This window comes from Terriglobales bacterium (assembly GCA_035561515.1).
Classification (GTDB): domain Bacteria; phylum Acidobacteriota; class Terriglobia; order Terriglobales; family Acidobacteriaceae; genus DATMXP01.
In genome coordinates, this window is record DATMXP010000007.1 from 269,013 (window position 1) to 290,075 (window position 21,063).

The following is a 21,063-nucleotide window of genomic DNA, read 5'->3' on the forward strand; positions in this document are numbered from 1 at the left end:
ATTTAGTCATAAGGCCCGGGCTTCGGCTCGGGCCTTTTTGTTACCATCGGAGGAAACGCGGAGCGAATCCGCGACCTTAACCGGATCATCTACGATACAGACGACATGATGCGGCGCGCCTACCTGGACAATAACGCGACTACGCCTGTGCTTCTTGAGGTTCTAGAGGTCATGCAGCCCTATTTCCTCGAGCAGTTCGGGAATGCGTCGTCTATCCATCACCATGGGCAGCAAACGCGTGCGGCCGTTGAGCGTGCACGTGAGTCGGTGGCGGACCTGGTTGGGGCGCGTCCAGCGGAGATCGTGTTTACCAGCGGCGGAACTGAAGCCGACAACCTCGCGATCTTCGGACTGGTTCAGTCCGGCGATCACGTCATCACTTCCACGATCGAGCATCACGCGGTGCTGAACGCATGTCATCGACTGGAAGAGATAGGGTGTGAGGTCACGTATGTGCCGGTGGATGGGCAGGCTGTGGTTGATCCCGAAGCGATCAAGGGCGCGTTGCGGCCGAACACGAAGCTGATCTCCATCATGGCGGCGAACAACGAAACGGGCGTGGTGCAGCAGGTATCGGAGATCGGGAAGATCGCTGCCGAAGCTGACGTCTACTTCCATACGGACGCCGTGCAGGCCGCAGGAAAGATCCCAATCGATGTGCTGGAGTGGCAGTGCGATCTGCTGAGCATTTCAGGGCACAAGATTCATGCGCCACAGGGCATCGGCGCGCTGTACGTGCGAAAGGGAACGCTGCTGCAACCGCTGTTCTACGGAGGGCGGCACGAGCGCTCACGTCGTGCGGGCACCGAGAATGTGCCGGGCATTGTAGGGTTGGGAAAGGCTGCGGAGATTGCCAAACGGGGATTCGAAGACGGCAGCGTAGCGAAGATCGCAGAGATGCGCGATCGCGTCGAGAAGACGGTGCTGAGATCGTTTGACCAAGTTGGCGTGAACAGCGGGTCGGTGCCACGCGTCCCGAATACGACGAATGTCCATTTCGACTGTATCGAAGGTGAAGCGCTGGTGATTGCTCTTGATTTGAAGGGCGTGGCGGTTTCGACTGGAGCGGCGTGCTCGTCGGGGGCGATCGAACCATCGCACGTACTTACCGCGATGGGGTTAAGTGCCGACCGTGCCCGGGCGAGCATACGATTCAGCCTGGGGAAGCAGAACACGCCGGAAGACGTGGATTTCCTGCTGGCGGTGCTGCCGGATACCGTGGCGAGGCTCAGGGAGTTAAGTCCGGTTTACAATAAGACAGTGGTCAGAGGTTAGTGGACAGTGGTCAGTTTTCCTGCCTGATTCAAGCTTCCAGCCAATCTGAACTGCACTTTAAAGATGAGCACAAAGACTATCGCGGTAGCCATGTCGGGCGGTGTGGATTCGTCCACCGTCGCGGCCATGCTGCGCGCAGAGGGGCATAACGTCATCGGCTTGACGATGCAGTTGTGGAACCAGCGTCGCCTGGCTGGGTCGCATGGAATGCCCGAAGCGGTGCAGGGTCGTTGCTGCTCGATCGACGACGTGTACGATGCCCGTCATGTCGCGCAGGTGCTCGGGATTCCGTATTACGTTGTGAATCACGAGAAACGGTTTGAGAAGGATGTGGTGCGTCCGTTTGTCGAGGATTACCTGAGTGGGCGCACACCGATCCCATGCAGCTTGTGCAACAACCATCTCAAGTTCGACCAGTTGCTGATTACGGCGCGCCAGATTGGCGCCGATCTGCTTGCAACGGGGCATTACGCGCAGGTGGAGCAGGACCAGCAGAGTGGACGCTGGCTGCTGAAGCGTCCGGTGGATCGGGCGAAGGACCAGACGTACTTCCTGTTTGGGCTGACTCAGGATCAGCTTAGTCGCACGCTGTTTCCGCTCGGCGGAATGAATAAGCCGCAGGTTCGGGAGCTTGCGAAGCAGCACGGACTGGCGCTGGCAGAGAAGCCGGATTCGCAGGAGATATGCTTTGTCCCCAATGGTGACTACAAGGCTTTCATCGACGCCTACCTCGAGGAGCAGGGCGAATCGTTGCCTGATACGTCGGGTGAACTCGTCACCAGCAACGGGGAAGTCGTTGGCACGCATAGTGGGGTTCACAACTTTACCGTGGGCCAACGCAAGGGGTTAGGCGTCGCGACCGGATCACCGCTGTATGTCATTCAATTAAATTGCGAGAAGCACCAGGTTGTGGTGGGCAGCGGCGACGAACTGCTCAGCCGGACCATGAAGGCAAAGCGGCTGAACTGGGTTTCGATTCCAGAAATGACGGAACCGATTCGGGTGACTGCCAAGATACGCCACCGGCACGAAGCTGCCGCAGCAACCGTCGAAGTAGCCGGAACAGATGAGGCGCTCGTAACGTTTGATAATCCGCAGCGCGCGATCACGCCGGGACAAGCCGTGGTGTTCTACCAGGGCGATATTGTCGTCGGTGGCGGCTGGATCGCCTAGGCAAACCACGATGCCGGAGCGGCATCTCCCAATATGTGAAATCTTGTATCCGGTTATTCATTGCCCTTCTACTTAGCATTTTGGCCGGTTGCGGTGGCGGGAGTCCCGGCGAGAATCTGCCGAATACACCGCAAGGAAAAGTGTCGGCGCAGCATGTCATCATCGTCGTGTTCGAGAACCAGAATTTCGACGACATGATTGGCAGTCCCGACATGCCTTACTTCAACACACTGGCCCAGCAGAAGGCGCTGGCGACGCAGTATTACGCCAGTACGCATCCGTCGATCGGCAACTATTTCATGCTGACTGCCGGAACCGTGCTGACGAATGACGGCACATTCCCTGGCACGTTCAATGCGGACAATGTTGCGAGCCGCATTGCGGCGGCAGGCAAGACGTGGAAGATGTATGCGCAATCGTTGCCCGCGGTGGGGTATGTGGGTGGCGATCAGTATCCGTATGTAAAGCATCACAATCCGTTTGCGTACTACGACAACGTGATCAACGATCCGGCGCAGAAGAGACGCATCGTACCGTTTTCGCAATTCCGCGCGGACGTGGACGCAGGCACCTTGCCGAACTATTCGTTCGTGATTCCGAATGAGGTAAACAACGGCCACGATTGCCCGGATGGAACGGACCACATGAACTGTTCGCTTTCGGCGCGGGTGGGAGAGATCGACAACTGGCTGAAGAACAACTTCCAGAGCCTGATCGAGGATGCAAACTTCATGAAAGACACGATTGTGATCCTGACGCTGGATGAGTCAGCGACCGATGATACGCGTGGCGGCGGCAGAATTCCGACGATCTTAATGGGCGCGGGGATCAAGACCAACTTCCAGTCTTCTAATGTGTACCAGCACGACAGCCTGCTTCGGTTCAGCCTGGAGGCGATCGGCGTGAACGGCGCGCCGGGGCAGGGAGCGAATGCACCGGGTATGGGTGAGTTCCTTCAGTAAACGGTTTGCGGAAAGCAAAAGGCAGCGCCTCGGCGCTGCCTTTCTGCATAAGAGGTGCTAGATGAACATCTCGTCGCGCGCTCCGGCGCCGTTTCCGGGCTGACGGCCACGACGTCCGCCGAAGAGCACGTTAATGCCGGTGGAAAATCCGGAGAGCAATCCGGCGAGTTGGCGTACCGGTGATATGACGGTGTGTTGCACGATTTCGGTGGTGGTTTCGACGCGGTCCATCGTACGGCTGACGAGTTCGTCGGCACGGACGACCTGGAGGCGCGTCCGATCCACGATATCGGTGATGGTGCTGTCGAGCTTATCGGCCTGGCTCTTCAACGTGACGCTGGTGTCGGCCAGGTTGCTGATGATGGTTTCCACCTGCGGTTTCGTAGTCTGCAGCAGGGCATTGGTGGCGTCGAGGATCGGCGTGGTGCGCTGATGGAGTTGTTCCGCCAGCGACGTCATCTTATCGCTGGTACGCCGGGCGACCATGAGGATGCCGATCAGCACCGCCGCTTGTACTGCGACAAGAATACCGATCTCGATTAGCAATATCGTGAACCGAGTTTCCATACCGGGTCCTTCCGCCGGAGGCTAAATCCGGCAGTGCGCTATGTAGTGGACTTTCCGGCTTCGCGGGCGGTAGCGTCCTTGTAAGCCTGGCGTCCGGCCTCGACGGCAGAACGGAACTGGTCCTTCTGCGTCTCGATGGCGTGCTTGCCCTTCTCGACGAACTGGTTAGCTTGCTCCCGGGCCTCGCGGGCGCGGTTCTTTACATAGTCGCGGCCTTCCTCGGCACGGCGGAGGAGATCTTCGCGTGTTTCACGTCCGGCCTTGGGCGCGTAGAGCATACCGATCGCGGCGCCAATTCCGAGCCCAGCAAGAAACCAACCGAATCCACTGCCATTATGTTCCGACATAAAAATCCTCCTAAGCCAAGTGTGGCGATGTTAACAAACAAAATTACCCGTTGCTAGTGCGCAGGCGACCGTGAACTATGGGTTAATGGAAATACGGCATAAATGGCGGGTTTCTTGTGATACAGGAAGGTTGAGTGGTGAGCCAGGAAGGATTCGAACCTTCGACCCACGCCTTAAAAGGGCGTTGCTCTGCCAACTGAGCTACTGGCCCACTCGGAGGGGTGAATTCAGTATAGCAAATCATGTATTGAGGTCTTCGGATCGAAGGGATCATGGTTTGGTGAGTGCTTTCTTAACGTGTCGCATTCATTCAGATATCAGAGTTGTCGACGCTAATAGGGCGAATTGATATCGAGACCGCACCATTCCTTGCTGCGGCCTTGTTTTATTCCACCGTTCTTTATACCGTCGTACAGCTCATCAGCGGAAAAGTACTTCGAACTAAGAAGTTCAAGGAGCTTCCCATAAGGGTATTCGCGACAACGAGTATGCTTTTCATAGAAGCTTGTAAGCACGGTCGTGTAGATGCTCACGTCTAGACGTCCATGCTGGTCAAATTTCCTTTCTGAAAACAGTCTCGAGAATTCACCACGATGAGCAAGGCAACGAGTGGATGGCATGTCGGTGCTGTGATCACCATCTCCAAGGGTGTGTGATTTGCCGGTCTCAAATAGAGTGTCAGCTAGGTTGCATGATGTCAGGGTGCCTCCGAGCCATCCGTCGATAAAACCGTAGACATAGCTGTTGCGCTGTTCTGAAGTCCATCCAAGCCACTCATCTCCTCGCCCAACCTTAGATTCCCTATACTGTGCTGAAAAATTGCAGATGGCCAGGAATAGCGTTATGCCGACTAGACTGAGTGTGCGTGGGGTCATGGTGGGATTGTACGGCGATCTGATTAGGGTTGAAATGTCTGTTTGCCACAAGTGCTTGTTCGAAATCGCCCGCTAATAGCGTATTCACAGAACTAGCGTCTCCCCAACTAGAACCGTCTTTTAGGGATCCTCAGGTCGTTCTAGTCGAAATCAACCATACACATGTGAGCGGCGTCACTTCCTTCGTGTGCTTTCACGACGAACATGTCTCAACCTCGCGGCCTGATGTGGGCCGCACAAATTTCCACTAGTGGGTGAGTCATGAGATTGGCAGACACGATCGGGTCAGTTTTGGCGCAAAAGGGTTTCGGCGCATTTCAGACTACGCCGGAAGAGACCGTTTACGACGCCGTGAAGAAGATGGCCGAGCACCAGGTAGGAGGACTGGTGGTCACGTCAAAAGGGAAGTTGGTGGGGATGGTGACGGAACGCGACTACGCGCGCAAGGTCGCGCTGCTGGGCCGGCGTTCGCACGAGGTCCACGTGCGGGACATCATGGTGAGTCCGGCATGGTACGTTGGCCCGGATAACACCGTGGACGAATGCATGGCTCTGATGACGGAGAAACGAATCCGGCACCTGCCGGTACTGCAGAACGATACGATCATGGGCGTGGTATCGATCGGCGATCTGGTGAAGTGGATCATTTCGGCACAAGATGGCGCGATCCGGCATCTGGAGAACTACGTTTCGAGCAGCTATCCGGGGTAAGTCAGCCATCAGCAAGTGAATCAACGCCGCGGCCGATCCTAGGATGATCGCTATGCCTTAGTGTTCTTGAACGCTGCTGCGGGGCTAGTCCCAGAGGAACCTCTTTATAAAACGCTTTGCCATTGACCTTCCACAGGTTTGTTCATCATTATTCAACAAGAACGCGAGTACGACACCAATTGGAAGTTTGGCGGAGTGCTATGCGCAACATCATTCGCTGGTCCCTGACTACCGCAGTACGGGATGCAGATGTCTGGCATCTTTCCGATTCATTGACCTTCCAGCAAGCTTTGGCCGAAGCCCAGCGGGAAAACTTCCCGTATCTTGTGCAGCGGCGGCTTTTAGTTACGCGCGACGGAAGAGTTGCGCGGATTTCACGGAAGTCGATACTGCGCGTGCCGGGCGTGCCATTGCGTGCGCCTTTGAATTACCGCTGGCATGCGGAGTGCCTGCGGTGCGAGTGCCGAGCGCAGTTCCAGAGCCAGATGGACGCGGAGTGGTGGCGAGACATCCACGAGTTCGAGAACTACTCGGACGGACACCTGGTGCGGGTTTTGCTGGAAACGGACAAGTCGCTGATCGACATGGCCGACGTTGCGGACGTGGAGATCGTGAATCGGAAGAGATAGGCTAATCGCAGCCGGCAGGCTGTTCGATTGGCTCCAAGAGGATTTTCTTGTGCTCTTCGCGGTAAAGGATAGTGAAGAGCGCCACGTCGTAAACGGCGTGGATCAGGATAGGGCCGAGCAGGCTTCCGCTCAGCACATACACGATGTGGAAGAGGATGGCGAGGGCTCCCACGCCGATCGCACCGCGCAACCCTTGCGGCAGGTGCGCCAGTACGAATAGCACAACACAAAGAACGAGAGAAGGCCCGTAGCCGATCCACCGCGCAAGCAGTTCGTAGAGGACGGCGCGGTAGGCAATCTCTTCCGCAATGCCGGCGCTGATGCCGCCTACCACTGACCATCCGTATTCTGATGGCGTCGCCGGAGCGTACAGAAGACGGACACGCTCACGTAATTCGGGCGCTGGATTTCGGCGGCGTCCCCGGACGATTCCCGCAATCAGTCCGATGAGGATGGAGACGGCGAGTAGAAGTCCGATGAAGTCGGGATGGAATGAGATCCCGATGGACTGAACGGAAGCGGCCTCGAGCGAGATGAGTGCGGTCACGACGAGCAGGGCAACGGAGATCTGGAAGCGCTCGGTCTTTGGTCCCAGAGTTCGGCCAGCCTTGAGCCTGCGGTAGGAGGTCCACGCCATAAAAGGCATGAACACGACGACCCAGTAAAGGAAAAGTATGGTGGCCGAAGACTCTCGCATCGACAGCAGTGTAAGGTGCGTCGAAACTGTCGAAAAGGTTACTTACGTACGTTCATGGCCACGTGCGTTGGTGACCGCTCGTTGATGGCGCGCATGTATTCCGTGACGGTCACGAAACGGTATCCGCGTGCCTTTAACGCCTTGAGCAGTTCGGGCATGGCCGCCGTGGTGGAAGTAAGCTCGTGGAATGCAAGGATGTGCGTGAACACACCTTTCTTCTCACGGGCGTCGATCTGGCGGAGAACAGACTGGGACAGCGAGGGCGTTGGGCAGTTTTTCGGGTTGCGTCCGGCGCAAAGATAGTCGAGCGAGTTGACGTCCCGCAAAGGAAGCGGATTCAGGTTGGAGATGGTAAGGACCTTGTATCCGCGGCTTTCGAGTTCGCGGCGGGCATCGTCGGGGAGGATCCAGTCGGGCGGACGGATGTAACGAGAGGGCGATCCGGTGACGCTCTGGATGACCTTGGAACCCTGCTCGACGTCGGACACGACCCAGCTCAGTCCTTTTTTTCGTTCGGCGGAACGAAGCTCCACGTGGCTATAGGTGTGATCCTCGAGCTGGTGTCCGCGCTTGAGCATCTCCCGGGCGGCATCGATACAGGTAATGCCGATGTTGGTTTCATAACGTCGGTCGCCCCAGGTCTTGGGGGTCAGACGCCATCCCATTACGAAGAATGTGGCTTTCACTTTGTGCTGATCGAGGACATCGAGCAGTCCCGGCGCGGACGGAGTTTTCGTCCCAAAGAGGACGTAGGGGCGGGGACCGTCGTCGAACGTGAGCGCGATCAGTTTGTCAGAAGAAAAAACAGGAATGCTCAGAAGGAGAAGCAAGCAGAGAACAGCAAATCGGCGGCCCATATGATGTAAGCAGAGTTCCTGGATTCATCATATGCAGAAAACGCGTCCGAACAAGATCGGACGCGTTACGAAGGTATCAGCAAGGTCAATGCCTGCCGCTTACTTCTGCTGCGGAGTAGGCGTGGTCGGGTTCGGCGAAGGCTGATTCGTCGGAGCCGTCTGCTGCTGCGTGGTGCCTTTGTAGTCGTTCAGAACGGAGCCGGAACGCGCGGTCGTGCGCGACGCGAAGATCGACAGGGTGATGGACGTAATCATGAAGATGACGGCCGCCCAGGTGGTCAGCTTGGTCAAGAAGGTCGCGGCGCCGCGAGGGCCGAAAGCTGTCTGGCTGCCCATGCCGCCGAAGGCAGCGGCGATGTCGGCGCTTTTGCCGCTCTGAAGAAGAACTACCAGGATGACAATCAGACAAACCAGAATGTGAATTGCGGTGATGAGATAAATCATTGCCAGCCGATCGGGCGCAAGATTGCGCTAAATTTCGTATGTATTCCTGAGTTTTTCGGGGAAATTTATGGTGCGGAAGGGGGGATTTGAACCCCCACGCCTTTTGGGCGCCACCCCCTCAAGATGGTGTGTCTGCCAGTTCCACCACTTCCGCAAAGCCCGAACTTCAGGTGCATGAAGATTATAGCAAACGGCAGCTCGGATACCCCGCATGGGAACGGCTTCAGAACGAAAAAGTTGGGGAAAACGGTTATCTAACCAGGAACTCAGTAAATTCGTGAATGCCGGCGAGCAGCGAGGGGTAGAGGACGGCGAAGCTTGCGAGAGCGGTTATTAGCAGTCCGAGGCGGGCTTCCATGGCACGCCGGGGTTTATCGGCGGCAGGAATACGCCACGAGAGCAAGCGTTCGATGCGATTGTGCAGGACCTCGGATGGATCAGCGGCGAAGTTCATGGCGAGATCCGGCGTGGGAATGGTGAGCTTTGATGCCTTCACGATGGCAGAGGCGAGGTCGATGGCTTCGCGCTCACTGCGAACGGCGCTGGTATCAGCTGCGACCTCAACCGAGGCGAGCCATGTGCGCTCGATGGTTGAAGAAGGAATACTGCACAGGCGCAGCAAGAGCTTCTTTATGTTGTCGCGGCGGCGAACGTGCTCGCTTTCGTGCGCAATAGCGAGACGCAATTCCTCGGCAGTGAGAACTTGGGCGGCCCTGGCCGATACGAACAGTTGCGGACGAAGCAATCCGGCAACGACTAGCGGCGGGGAATTGGGGCCGGTGCTGATGACGGGAAGTCCTTCGCAGTGTCGATGAGCAACGGCGTTGCGCTGCCACTCGCGAATCAACGTCGAACTTCGCCAGAGTGAACGTATGGCGCGGATCGTGCCAACGCCGAGCAAGGCGATGGTGACTGAACTGAAGATGAAGAGAGGAGCTCCGAGGCCCTCATCGGCATGCATCGGTTCAAAGGCAAGGAACGCCGGAAGGGTTAACACCGTAACCACGCAAGTGGCGGCAACGAAGGGAGCCAACTGAAGCGCGTACAGTGTCGACGGAGAAAGTGACGAGAGGCGACTGGGCATCCGGCGGGACTGAATTGACCAATATGCTGCCACGAGCAGGCGTGTGCCGAGATACACGATCGCAAACTGCGCCAGTGAGACCATGATGGCTCGCAGCAGGTAAAGGGTCATTCGGAGTGGTCTCCGTCGAGGTCGCGACGCTTGCGGTCGATTTCACGCTGAAGTTCGTCGAGGAGATCGCGGTTCTGTTCGGAAAGGGCATCGACAAGATGCGACATTGTGGCGGAGTCGGGTGAACTGAACATCCTCTGAACAGCGTTGCGCACAATGGCGCTGTTGAATTCGTCACGCGTCTGCGCGGGCGAATAGCGGAACGCGCGTCCTTCGGGAATGCGGTTCAGCAACCCCTTTTTGTGAAGGCGGTCGAGGGTGGTCATTAGGGTGGTATAAGCCCCTGCAACATTGCCGGCTTCCAGCAGTTCCCGAACGGTTGCGGTACCGCGCGTCCAGATCAGATTGAGAAGGCGGTTCTCGAGCGGTCCAAGCCCTGGGGCAGATTGCTTCGAAACTTGATCCTGCGGGCGCTGTTTCATCGTGTTAGCCAACCATGGAGACGTGAAAGCATAGCAAAGACCTCCGCCGCTGTCTTTAGAAAGACAGCCGCGCCGAAAACTGGAACGAGCGTGCAGGCAGTTGTGCCGTGAATCCCGTCGCTGGGGTACCGAAACTTGCGGGCGGCGCAGCACCGTTGCCGTACACCGAGTTGTATCCGACGAAGTTCGGGTGGTTGGTGATGTTGAACGCCTCCGCGCGGAGCTTGAGCTCCAGATTTTCAGTGAAGCGGATGGGGCGCTCGACGAACGGCGATAGTTCGAAAATTGCGTCGCCGCGCCCTGAATTGCGACGAAGCACTGAGCCATCGACGATGGGACGATCGGCGGTTGCGCCCGTGTCACCGCTGTTGTTCGTTCCGGTAGTGATGTTGTAGGGCAGGCCGCTGCCGAGCGTCATCACGCCGCCCAAGTTGAACTTAAAAGGTGTTGCGAACACACCACTCAGGACGAAGCGATGGCGCTGGTCGAAGATGGCGTCGGCGTATTCCTCGGAGTCGGTGAAGTTGGGATCGTTGGGATTCTGGCCCGGAATGTCGGGATCAACGTTATCGAGCGCATGCGACCAGGTGTAGGAAGCGAGCACTTCCAGTCGTGTGCTGAAGCGGTGTTTGAGATTCGCCTGAAGTGCGTTGTAGTTCGCGTAGCCGTTGTTTACGTCGGAGGTGATAACGGAATACGGCGGCTGTGGATTCGTGCCGCAGGTGGTGCCGTGCTCGGCATACCAGAGCCTCCATGTTGGACGGGTGCAGTTGGCCGCGGCAGCGGAGCGGGATTGCCCCTGTGCAGTGCGAAGAAAACTTGTGGGTGGATTCACGTCGAGTGGGCGGTTGATGTGCAAAGTGCGCGAGCCGACGTAATCGACGCTCAGGACCCAGTGCTGCACGAGTTCTCGCTCCACACCCAAGGTCCACTGCTGAGAGTAGGGGTTCAGCAGGGAGTCCTGATAGCCCTTCAGCGCAGAAACGGGGATGAACTGGTTGTAATACGCGGCCATGCCGGGGCGGATGTAGAGCGACCGCACCGGTACGGCAGCACCCGAGGGCAATGATGCGTAGGGGACCACATCGACATTCGACGGAAATCCAACCTGGCCTGCGGTTGCCGTGAAGGTAAAGACGCCTTCGGGAGCTGAGAGTACGTGGTTGGCGGCGAGGTTATCGGGAATAGTTGAGTAGTAGATTCCGTATCCGCCACGAAGGGCGGTTTTGCCGTCGCCGAAGAGGTCAGCGGCGAAGCCCACTCGGGGAGCGAAATTCTTTGTCGCGTCGGTGAAGGTCTGGCGCTCGTAACGCAGACCAGCGTTCAGCGTGAGGCGGTTGGTGACGCGAATGTCGTCCTGCGTGAACAACGACCAGAGAGTGTCGTCTACGGTGTAAACGGCGTTGCCGAAGCTCTGGCTGTAGCTCTGAACGTTGGCGATGCTGTTCAGATACGTCGTCTCGCAGGTGACGGTGTCGAGCGTGCACTGCTTGTATACGAGAGTGCCGAGGTAATTGGGGCCGCCGAATTCCTTGCTGTTGCCTCCGTTGTGGGCATGGATGATGTCGGCGCCGAACTTCAGAGTGTGGCGGCCGTTGGTAAGCGAAAGGGTATTTGCTAATTCGAATTGGCGGTTCTGGAGTTTCGCCGCCTGTGACGTGCCGCTGGTAAAGGTTCCGCTTACCGAACTGTTGCTGATCGGAACCTGCACCTGAGTGCTGTAGACGATGGGCTCAAACTCGGTGATCGGCGATCCGAGCGCGAACGACGCCCGGAAGTTGTTGATGAGATTGCTGCTGAGAACGGCGGTTTCACCGATTTCGGCGGTGTAGGTGCGACGTCGGAAAATTCGTCCCGTGGCGGGAAGAGAATTACCTCCCACAGCTCCGCCGGGATTGGTGTCGCGGAAGGAATCGGCGGATAGACGGACAAACGCAGTATTGCTTGAGTTGATCTGGTGATCGAAACGAGCGAAGCCGAGCCATCCGCGATAGTGGCCGACGAAGTTGCCGGGAGCGACCGGCGCCGTGACAGGCGAGGTGCGGTTCTGCCACGTGTACTCGCCGTTGAGCAAAAAATGGGTCTTGCCGCTGGAGCCGATGGGACCGCCGATGTTCGCGGCAAACTGCTTCATGTCGTCAGACCGAACCTGCACTCCGGACGCCGCATTGTTTCCACGCCATAATTGAGCTCCCCAGGCAGCTGGACGATACAGTCCAAGCAGGCTGCCGTGATAACTGTTCCCTCCGGTCCGGGTGACGATGTTCACCACGCTTCCGACGCCTGCTCCGTATTCCGCGGAGAACGCGTTATTCAGGATTGTCATGTCTTGGAGGGAGTCGGCGGGGATGTTCGTCATGATGGTCTGGCGTCCCCAAAGGTCGATTCCGGAGCCGCCATCCACGACGAAGTTGGTCTGCCGACGCCCTGCGCCGTTGGTGGTGTAGAGGTTCTGGTTTGCAAAGGCGTCGCCGGTGTTGATGGCGGGTCGATTGGCGGAATTCAGGAGCGGCAGATAGGTGATGCGCCGGTTGAGGAGCGGCGTTTCGTGGATCTGGAGCGTGCTCAGGTTGGTGCCGATTTGCGGTTGGTCATCGCGAACCTCGCCGGAGGTGCCCCTCACCGTGATCTCAGTCTTCCCGCCAGACGGTCGAAGCTGTATGGCGATGGTGGCGGTCGCGCCTCCGAGAAGGGACACGTGTTCCATCTCAGCGGAAGCAAATCCCGGATGTTCGGCGTGGATGCGGTAGCTTCCAGTCACCGGAAGCCCGGAGAGCGAAAATTCGCCACGGCTGGTGCTGGTAACGAAGCGCTGGAGTCCGGTCAACTGGTTCGAGGCTGTGACGGTCACTCCTGCCACCGCAGCGCCGGAGAAGTCAGTAATGGTTCCCCGTACCGTAGCGGTATCGGGTGTTTGTGCGAAGGCCTGCGCGGAAAATGTGAGCAGGCAGATAGCAGTAAAGGCCAGAAACAGCTTTTGCATTCGTGACGTCCCCACGTCCCGTGTAGGAGCACGAACTTATCGTTAACTCCGCCGCTACTACCAGAGATAGTAGCGGTTCTTTACAGGCCGGGGACGCCGATGCTTAGGGGAGATGATCGTAATAGCAAGGGCCATCGGTTGGTTGCGCCGGCGGTGCAGGCGGCGTGGCCCAGGGCTTATTTACGAAGTCGAAGAATTCTGTCATATCAATCTGTGCGGCGTCGCGTGCTGTCAGGTTCGGCAGGTTATAGCGTTTCTCAATGAATTTGAGAATGGCCGTGAAGTCGGCTGCCGTGTGCGAGACGTAGTGAGCCTTCGCATATGGCGACACGACGATGAGGGGCACACGGAATCCAGTGACGGTGAAGTCGCCCTGAATATCGGTGGAGGCGAGGTCGATCGGCTTAATGCCATCCGGGCTGACGGTCGGTTGTAGTCCGATGTGGTCGTACAGTCCACCGGCTTCGTCGTAGGTGAGGAAGAAGGCAGAGTCGTTCCAATACTGGCTCTGCATCAGTGCGTCGACAACGCGCTTTACGTATGCGGAGCCGGTCTGGATATTGTTGGCCGGATGCTCGTTAAGGTCGCTGGTTTCCAAGGTCACGACCTGTGGCAGCGTTCCGTTCTGGACGTCGGTGAAGTACTGATCGATCGGGACGATGTTGTTCGGATATTTGTTCACCAGCGACGAGAACTGGTTGAAGACGGATTCCTGGAAGCTGGCGGAATATATGCGCCAGGTGATGCCGGCCTCGGACAACAGGTCGAAGATGGTCTTGTGGTCGGAAATTGGGCCGCTCCACGGATATGCATGACCCTCCGAAGTACCCGCGTACAGATAGTGGCGATTCGGATTGGTGGCCGTGGGCGCTGCGCTAAAGAATCGATCAGAGGTCCCGAATTGCGACGCCATGTAGTAGTAGTACGGCAGGTGCGTCCAGTCGTAATAACCCATGGCGCGTAGTCCCTGCGTGTCGTAGTAGCCGCGATCGATCGCAAGCTTCGCGGCGGTGAAGACATAGCCGTCGTTCAAAGATGTTGTCGAACCGGGGTTGAACCGGTTGGCCTGTACGTGAGTCTCGTTCCATGACGGACTCACGTTTTCTGTGCACACTGATGTCATCTTGAACGCGCGCACGGTTCCTGTGTTGGCGTAATTCGGATTGGTGTTCGTAGGCAGGCCGTTAGCGTCCAGGGTGAAGCCGTCGACGTCTTGCGGCAATCCCACCATCGCCCGGTAGGGATTCAGCATTCCGAAGTAGTTATCGAAGCTGCGGTTCTCCTGGAGCATGAAGACGATATGGTTGATCTTGACGAGATCGCCGGGGGATCCGCTGACGGTGACCGTCACGCTCGAGGTCTGAGTGCCACCGTTGCCCGTGGCGGTGAGCGTGTAGGTGGTGGTAGTTGTCGGCGCAACGGTTACGCTTCCGGAGAGCGGGACCGCGCCGATCCCGTTGTCGATGCTGACTTGCGTCGCGCCCGAGGTGGTCCAGCTCAGGGTTGAGCTCTGCGGGTAACTGATAGTCGTCGGGTTCGCCGAGAAGGTGACCGTCGGCAACGAGCCTTGGACGCTGAAACTCACAGACGACTTCACGACCGCGCCGGTGCTATCCCAATACTGCACGACCATATAGTGCTGGCCGGCGGCGATGTTGAGCGTGGTGTCGATGGAGCTGACGTTCTGCTTCCACGCGAGGGTGTTGTCCACGTAGATCGCCATGGCAACGACAGGATTCGTGCTGGCCGGAGTGGCTTGTACTCGGACAGGCGATGTGACTGAGGTTCCCTGCGTCGGCGAACAGATATGGATGGATGGCGCGGTTCCGGCACTGCAGCCGCCACTGCTTGTGCCGACGCTGAAATTCAAACTCGCCTTCGTCACACGACCGAGCGAATCCCATGACTGAACGACGAGGTAATGTGGCCCGTTCGGCAGAGCGATGTTCGTGTTGACTGAGGTGACGTAGTCCTTGTACGCCAACTGGTTATCCACATAAACAGCCATGGCGACAACACCGGCGGAGTTGTTAGATCCGGCAACGACGTTGACAGGCGACGGGACGGTGGAGCCCGCAGTCGGAGAACAGATGCGGACGGCCGGATCTCCGCTGGCGACGCACGTCGACGAACTGGTGCTTACAGTGATGTTGATGGGCGTTTTGAAAACGCGTCCACCTGAATCCCATGCCTGGACCACGACGTAATGCGATCCGGCCGACATGGTGATGGTGGTGTTGACTTCGGAAACGTTCTGCTTCCAGGCGAGATTGTTGTCCACGTAGATCGCCATAGCGATGACGGGATACTCGCGGTCGGTGGTGCCGGCTTCAATAGTGACAGGCGAAGTGACCGTAGCACCGTTCTTCGGATTGCACACGGTAACCGACGGACTGGTGGAACTGAGGGTGCACGAAACGGCTGCTTCGGCAGGCGAGGCGAAGGCGCAGAGAACCAGCAGACCCGAAATCCAGAGAAGCAGCCTAGACATAGGAACCCGAAGCGCGCAACCACTTAGGATGTAGGAAAGCAGTTCCGGGCTGTGCTGGTTGCCGGCTTGGTGAAGAAAAATTAAGGGGTGACTGGACGGGGCTTGTGGTGGGCCCGCAGGGATTTGAACCCCGAACCAAAGGATTATGAGTCCTCTGCTCTAACCGTTGAGCTACGGGCCCGTTCTGAATCTCGTATTAGTGTACCGGAACTATCGCCTGCCCGATGCCTTAGCTTTTGCGCGAGCTACTGACTTCTGTGGCTTCGCCTTCGGTTTCGCTGGCGCCTGGGTAGCAGGCTTAACCGTGACTGACTTCAGACACAGCGCGAAGAGCTTCGGATAGTCGTCGAGCGAGTAGTTGGCAGGGAACTCGCGGCGACGGGCGAGAACCTGGTCGCGCATCATTCCTTCTGCCATTCCCATGATTGCCGAGCGCACGGCTTCCGGAGCGAGGCCCGGGCGAAGGGTGCCGCTGTCGGCCATCTTCTTGAGGATGTCGTCCACCATCTGCACGAAGCGCACATAGCCGGGGCTGAGGATGACCATGCGTCCCTCGCGGCGGATACGGCGTCCTTCGAGCAGGAGGAGTTCCTTCAGGTCCGGATCTTCGTGGAGCGTGTTCAAAACAACATCCAACATGGCTAGCAGCTTTTCCGGTCCGGGGATCATGGACTGCAGGGCAGCAAGCGCGGGTTCCATACTCTTCCAGCCGACATCGAGGATGGCTTCGAGCAGGCCTTCCTTGCTTCCGAAGTGCTTCATCATCTGCGATTCGCTGGTGCCCGCAAGGCGGGCAATGGCCATTGTGCTGGTGGCCTCGTAGCCCTGGCTCGCGAACAAGCGCTTGGCGGCCGCAAGAATGCGGTCGTGGGAAGACGTGACGGGAAGAATTGGCTCGGTGACGGTAAAGTTGCTCATAATTGCGGAATGATGCGCAGATTCTACACCGAATTGACAGTGGTGTGACTGCTGACCGTGATTCGAAATTCCCATTCTGGTAGGCTTCCGTTATGCCGGCAGATCGCAGCGAACCCACCTACGTGCACTCGGAAGAGGAAGTCGCCGCCCGGAGCGCCATCGCGCGGCAGTTCCTGGAAACGCGTTCGCGACTGAACACGATTGTGAACGGCGCTGACAATTATCTGGTAAAGCGCTTTTACAACATCGACCACAACACGTACCTGGAAGGCGCGATTCCGGCGAAGTACAAGGAACTCATGGGCCTGGTGGTGTCGGCTGGTTTGCGGTGCGATGACTGCATCAACTACCACATCATCCAGTCATACAGGCTGGGTGCGAGCCGGGCTGAGCAGGAAGAATCGCTGAATGTGGCGCTGGTGGTCGGCGGAAGCATTGTGATTCCGCATTTGCGGCGGGCATACGCGTTGCTGGCTGAGCTGTACTCCTAAACCATGCTGAAAGAAAAGTCGTTTCAGACGGGCGCAGTCACTCTCAACTACATGGAAGGTCCAGACGCCGGACCTCCGCTACTGCTGCTGCACGGAATCACGCAGCGCTGGCAGGAATTCGTTCAGGTTATACCGTCGCTGACCCAGAGCTACCACCTGTTCGCAATGGACTTCCGCGGACACGGGAGGTCGGGTCGGGCGAAAGGCGGCTACCGTGGCGAGGATTACGCCCAGGACGTAATCGAGTTCATCGATACAGTCATCGGACAAGCGCCTCTCATCTTTGGACATTCGCTCGGCGGGATGGTGTCGCTTTATCTTTCGGCGTTGTACCCGAGCATGGTTCGCGCACAGGCGATAGGGGACAGCATCATCTTCGGGGCCGACTTCGCAGGCACCGTACTGCCGAGCATGTTCACCCAGGTACGCGACTTCGTGAGGGCCAATTCGGACTACGAGGTGCTGCGGCGGAAGTTGCCGGAGATGTGCCTGGAGTCGCCCGTATTCGGGAGCGTCCCAATGAAGATGTTTCCGGGCTGCGACGACGCATATCTCTCGGCATGGGCAAAAAGCTTGTCGCAAATGGATGAGGACGTCCTGAACATGTGCCTGGATGGCCGGGCATTCAGGGGATGGGAACCAGCAGAGTTCATCAAGAAGATTCACTGTCCCACGTTGCTGATCCAGGCCGATCCTAAGATGGCGGGACTAATGACTGACGAAGATGTCCGGCGAATCAAGGAGGCCTGCCCCGGGGTGCAGCACGCGAAATTGCTGGGCTTGGGACACTCGCTGCACATGCTTGAAGCGGCGCCGGTCGTCCGAGCACTTACGAATTTTCTTTGTACTGTGGACATGTAGTTTTGCCGCCTTCAGCAAGTGTTTTGAATCAAACAGTTAGACCATTTAGAATGGATTCCAATGAACGGAATTGGCGAAACTCGATTTGAAAATCTGATGGGCAGCCATCAGCACTCGAAGGTTACAGAGATCCGGGAAGTCGAATGGGGCGAGCGCCCGCCGGAAGGCGTGGTTATGACGTCGCTCGACAACGTGGTGAACTGGATCCGCAAGAATTCTCTTTGGCCAATGACCTTCGGCCTTGCTTGTTGCGCGATTGAAATGATGTCAATGGGCGCTTCGCGCTTCGATATTGCGCGCTTTGGCGCCGAAGTTTTCCGGCCCTCGCCGCGGCAGTCGGACCTCATGATTATTGCGGGACGCGTATCGAACAAGATGGCGCCGGTTATTCGCCACCTTTACGAGCAGATGCCCGAGCCGAAGTGGGTGATCTCGATGGGCGCATGTGCGACCTCGGGTGGCGTCTTCAACAACTACGCCCTTGTTCAAGGTGTGAACCAAGTGATTCCGGTTGACGTGTACGTGCCGGGATGCCCGCCGCGTCCGGAGCAGTTGATCTACGCCATTACGCTGCTTCAGGACAAGATCCAGAAGGAGCGCGGAAGCTTCAAGGAAGCACTCAATATCGGCTAGTAGCTGAATGCTTTTTGACCCCGGCTGACGGCCGGGGTTTTCGTTTTGGTGCCAAATCCAACACCTCTGCTTCGGTTCGCATCCCAAATGACGTGAAGAGGAACTCAGGTCCCGTGCGTCTGTTCAGACTTGCTCTGCTGTGCCTTGTCTTCGCTGCGCCGCTGTACGCAGCCCGTTTGCGACAGGTTGCGATGATTGACCTTCCCGGGCAGCCCGGGTTTAGCGCCGTCGCGATTGCCAATGGGCATCTGCTGATTGCACACTCCGGTGCGGACTCCGTCGATATCTTCAACCTGGCAAAACGCCGCGTGGTCGCGACCGTGAAGCATGTGCAGGGCGCGTCGGGCATCGCCGTCGACGAGCAGGGCGGACGCGTTTTCCTGAGCAGTCCGGATCGTCGAAGCATTGTGACTTTGTCGACCGAGACCTGGGATGTGCAGGGCATGATGCCGGTGCAAAACGAAGTTGAGCACGTTCTATATGTGCCCGGTACGAACAGGTTGTACATGTCCAACGCACGCGATCATTCGGTGGCGTATCTGGATCTGGCGGATCAAAAGACGGTCCACAAGATGGAGGCCGGCGGCATGCCCGATCGACTGGTCTACGATCCAACGAAGAAGTTGATCTACACGACGCTGCAAGACCAACGCGCGGTTGCGGCCTATGACCTGGAACTGAAACCCGTCAGCAAATGGACGCTGAAAGCTTCGCAGCCAACCGGCCTTGTCCTGGACGCGAATGCGCGTCGTTTGTACGTTGCTGTTAGGTATGCGGTCGTAACGCTCGATGCCGATTCGGGGACCGAACTGAGCCGTGTGGGCGCGCCCGCAGGTGTGGACACGCTGTGGCTAGATCAAACGAGCGGAACGCTGTTCGCCACTTCAGGCGGTACCGTTTCTATTTTCAAGACGCGCAGTGGCGGACTGACCCGCGAAGCCGAACTAAACATGGACGTACGAAGTAACTCTCTGGCTTACGATCCGGAGTCGAAGCTGATCTACGTTCCCGGCGCGAGGGAAGGACGCTCGAAATTGCTCATCCTGAAACCGCTGGAAGGAAACGCCGTCGCGTTTACCAGCAGGCATGGAAAAGGCGCTGCAGAAGGGCAATAGCAACGTCGTAAAATACCGGTGTGAACATCACGCCGAAAGAATTTCAATCACTCGCTAACCGCACTACTGAGATCCTTACGCAATTTCTTCGGGAGCTCGATAGCATCCCAGCCTTCCCCAAGACCAGCGGAGAACAATCTGCACAGATGTTCGGCGGACCAGTGCCCGAGCAGGGCATAGGCGCACAGGCGCTCGATGCCATTCCGGACGTGTTTGCTCACTCTCGTCCGCCCAGCCCAAGGTTCTTCGGATACGTACTGGGGTCGGGTGACCCGGTGGCGGCCACCGGCGATTTCATCGCATCCGTCTTGAACCAGAACGTGACCGCTTGGCGATCGGGCCCGGCCGCGATCTCAATCGAACGCACCGTGATTCGGTGGATCGCAGAAGCGATGGGCTGCGGCGGTTTCACGGGGAGCCTCACCGGAGGCGGATCGTCAGCGAACCTGATGGGTTTGGCCATGGCGCGAGAGGCCAAGATGCCTTCGAACGAGGAAGGCGCCAAACCGGCGGTGGTATATGCCTCGACGGAGGTTCACATGTCGATCCCCAAGGCTGTGGCACTGCTCGGACTCGGACGCAACCATGTCCGTTATATTCCGGTGTTGTCGGATTTCCGCATGGACGTGGATGCCCTTAAGAAAGCAGTAGAGGAAGATCGCAAGACCGGCAAGCGCGCCATCGCTGTTGTGGCTAATGGTGGAACCGTTAATGCCGGCTCTATTGACGACTTACAAGCAATAGCTAAAGTAACACATGAGAATGGTTTGTGGTTCCACATTGATGGGGCGTATGGATTACTTGCGGCACTGGCTGCCCCGGAGAAATTCCGGGGCATAGAGCTGGCGGATTCGTTTTCTCTGGATCCTCACAAGTGGCTTTACCAGCCTCTCGACTGCGGCATGTTGTTGTATCGGGATTCCGAAATTGCCCGCAAGACGTTCGCATATTCGGGTGACTACACGAAGGTCCTCAACACTGAGCCGCTTGAGGGTTATGCCTTCTTCGAGGAGTCGATCGAGCTGTCGCGCCGATTCAGGGCGCTGAAGCTGTGGCTATCGTTGCGCTATCACGGTCTAGCGGCATTCCGGAAGGCGATCCAGAAGGACCTTGACCATGCCCAAATGCTTGCCGGACTCGTGGACGATGAACCCAGGCTGGAACGCATGGCATCGGTGACGCTTAGCGCTGTCTGCTTCCGGTGGAAAAACGCGTCGGATGATTTCAACCAAAAATTGATGAAGCGGATTGTGCACCGAGGACGGGTATTCCTGTCGAACGCGACGATCAACGGGCAGTTTGCGCTGCGGTGCTGCTTCGTCAATCACCGAACGACGGAAGCTGACGTCAGGGCGATCATCGAGGAGACGGTTGCAGCCGCCAACGATCTGTTGACGTCCGACCGCACTTGAGGACG

At 57.6% G+C, this 21,063-nt stretch carries 20 protein-coding genes and 3 tRNA genes; 10 read left to right on the forward strand and 13 right to left on the reverse strand.

What is annotated here, in order from left to right; translation table 11 throughout:
* The first annotated feature begins 105 nt into the window (after nt 1-105).
* The 3 genes from VN577_02465 to VN577_02475 all read left to right on the forward strand — a co-directional run bounded on the left by VN577_02465 (nt 106) and on the right by VN577_02475 (nt 3,410).
* Nucleotides 106-1,275, forward strand: coding sequence for a cysteine desulfurase family protein (locus VN577_02465; GenBank protein HWR13665.1), 1,170 nt, complete (start codon nt 106-108; stop codon nt 1,273-1,275).
* A gap of 63 nt (nt 1,276-1,338) precedes the next feature.
* Nucleotides 1,339-2,448 carry a tRNA 2-thiouridine(34) synthase MnmA gene (mnmA, locus tag VN577_02470; GenBank protein HWR13666.1) on the forward strand — a complete coding sequence of 370 codons (1,110 nt, stop codon included), beginning with the start codon at nt 1,339-1,341 and terminating at the stop codon, nt 2,446-2,448.
* Nucleotides 2,449-2,588: 140 nt separating this feature from the next.
* Entirely contained in the window at nt 2,589-3,410 is an 822-nt protein-coding gene (locus tag VN577_02475; protein ID HWR13667.1) for an alkaline phosphatase family protein, read from the forward strand.
* A 57-nt stretch (nt 3,411-3,467) separates the two neighbouring features.
* On the opposite strand, the gene VN577_02480 is transcribed toward VN577_02475, so the two are convergent.
* From VN577_02480 to VN577_02490, 3 genes are all read right to left on the reverse strand, one after another.
* A complete protein-coding gene (locus tag VN577_02480) occupies nt 3,468-3,977 on the reverse strand; it encodes a hypothetical protein (GenBank protein ID HWR13668.1) in 510 nt (169 codons plus the stop codon).
* 38 nt (nt 3,978-4,015) lie between these two features.
* Nucleotides 4,016-4,324, reverse strand: a complete 309-nt coding sequence (locus VN577_02485) for a YtxH domain-containing protein (GenBank protein HWR13669.1) — start codon at nt 4,322-4,324, stop codon at nt 4,016-4,018.
* 135 nt (nt 4,325-4,459) lie between these two features.
* Nucleotides 4,460-4,535: transfer RNA gene (locus VN577_02490), tRNA-Lys, on the reverse strand.
* Between the two features lie 925 nt (nt 4,536-5,460).
* Between VN577_02490 and VN577_02495 the strand changes: the two genes are divergently transcribed.
* Both VN577_02495 and VN577_02500 read left to right on the forward strand, forming a co-directional pair.
* Nucleotides 5,461-5,910 (forward strand): CBS domain-containing protein, encoded by a 450-nt coding sequence (locus tag VN577_02495; GenBank protein ID HWR13670.1) that lies wholly within the window; start codon nt 5,461-5,463, stop codon nt 5,908-5,910.
* Nucleotides 5,911-6,110: 200 nt separating this feature from the next.
* Nucleotides 6,111-6,539 (forward strand): hypothetical protein, encoded by a 429-nt coding sequence (locus tag VN577_02500; protein HWR13671.1) that lies wholly within the window; start codon nt 6,111-6,113, stop codon nt 6,537-6,539.
* 1 nt (nt 6,540) lies between these two features.
* Here VN577_02500 and VN577_02505 read toward each other — a convergent pair whose 3' ends face one another.
* The 10 genes from VN577_02505 to VN577_02550 all read right to left on the reverse strand — a co-directional run bounded on the left by VN577_02505 (nt 6,541) and on the right by VN577_02550 (nt 16,546).
* Nucleotides 6,541-7,236: a CPBP family intramembrane glutamic endopeptidase gene (locus tag VN577_02505; GenBank protein HWR13672.1), complete on the reverse strand. Its 696-nt coding sequence runs from the start codon at nt 7,234-7,236 to the stop codon at nt 6,541-6,543.
* 38 nt (nt 7,237-7,274) lie between these two features.
* A complete protein-coding gene (locus VN577_02510; GenBank protein ID HWR13673.1) occupies nt 7,275-8,093 on the reverse strand; it encodes a polysaccharide deacetylase family protein in 819 nt (272 codons plus the stop codon).
* 99 nt (nt 8,094-8,192) lie between these two features.
* Nucleotides 8,193-8,537, reverse strand: coding sequence for a preprotein translocase subunit SecG (secG, locus tag VN577_02515; GenBank protein ID HWR13674.1), 345 nt, complete (start codon nt 8,535-8,537; stop codon nt 8,193-8,195).
* Nucleotides 8,538-8,605: 68 nt separating this feature from the next.
* Nucleotides 8,606-8,691, reverse strand: a tRNA-Leu gene (locus tag VN577_02520).
* 96 nt (nt 8,692-8,787) lie between these two features.
* A complete protein-coding gene (locus VN577_02525; GenBank protein ID HWR13675.1) occupies nt 8,788-9,732 on the reverse strand; it encodes a M56 family metallopeptidase in 945 nt (314 codons plus the stop codon).
* On the reverse strand, nt 9,729-10,154 hold the full coding sequence (locus VN577_02530) for a BlaI/MecI/CopY family transcriptional regulator (GenBank protein HWR13676.1): 426 nt from the start codon (nt 10,152-10,154) through the stop codon (nt 9,729-9,731). Before VN577_02530 ends, VN577_02525 begins: the two co-directional genes overlap by 4 nt.
* A 55-nt stretch (nt 10,155-10,209) precedes the next feature.
* A complete protein-coding gene (locus VN577_02535; GenBank protein ID HWR13677.1) occupies nt 10,210-13,137 on the reverse strand; it encodes a TonB-dependent receptor in 2,928 nt (975 codons plus the stop codon).
* A gap of 103 nt (nt 13,138-13,240) precedes the next feature.
* Nucleotides 13,241-15,628: an alkaline phosphatase family protein gene (locus VN577_02540; protein ID HWR13678.1), complete on the reverse strand. Its 2,388-nt coding sequence runs from the start codon at nt 15,626-15,628 to the stop codon at nt 13,241-13,243.
* A 105-nt stretch (nt 15,629-15,733) separates the two neighbouring features.
* Nucleotides 15,734-15,809 (reverse strand) — tRNA-Ile (locus VN577_02545).
* A gap of 29 nt (nt 15,810-15,838) precedes the next feature.
* Nucleotides 15,839-16,546 carry a TetR/AcrR family transcriptional regulator gene (locus tag VN577_02550; GenBank protein HWR13679.1) on the reverse strand — a complete coding sequence of 236 codons (708 nt, stop codon included), beginning with the start codon at nt 16,544-16,546 and terminating at the stop codon, nt 15,839-15,841.
* 92 nt (nt 16,547-16,638) lie between these two features.
* Here VN577_02550 and VN577_02555 point away from each other — a divergent pair, with 92 nt between their 5' ends.
* The 5 genes from VN577_02555 to VN577_02575 all read left to right on the forward strand — a co-directional run bounded on the left by VN577_02555 (nt 16,639) and on the right by VN577_02575 (nt 21,058).
* Nucleotides 16,639-17,037, forward strand: a complete 399-nt coding sequence (locus VN577_02555) for a carboxymuconolactone decarboxylase family protein (GenBank protein ID HWR13680.1) — start codon at nt 16,639-16,641, stop codon at nt 17,035-17,037.
* A gap of 3 nt (nt 17,038-17,040) precedes the next feature.
* Entirely contained in the window at nt 17,041-17,898 is an 858-nt protein-coding gene (locus VN577_02560) for an alpha/beta hydrolase (protein HWR13681.1), read from the forward strand.
* Nucleotides 17,899-17,958: 60 nt separating this feature from the next.
* On the forward strand, nt 17,959-18,531 hold the full coding sequence (locus VN577_02565; protein ID HWR13682.1) for an NADH-quinone oxidoreductase subunit B family protein: 573 nt from the start codon (nt 17,959-17,961) through the stop codon (nt 18,529-18,531).
* Nucleotides 18,532-18,644: 113 nt separating this feature from the next.
* Nucleotides 18,645-19,646 carry a hypothetical protein gene (locus VN577_02570; GenBank protein HWR13683.1) on the forward strand — a complete coding sequence of 334 codons (1,002 nt, stop codon included), beginning with the start codon at nt 18,645-18,647 and terminating at the stop codon, nt 19,644-19,646.
* Between the two features lie 146 nt (nt 19,647-19,792).
* A complete protein-coding gene (locus VN577_02575) occupies nt 19,793-21,058 on the forward strand; it encodes a pyridoxal-dependent decarboxylase (GenBank protein ID HWR13684.1) in 1,266 nt (421 codons plus the stop codon).
* Nucleotides 21,059-21,063: the final 5 nt, after the last annotated feature.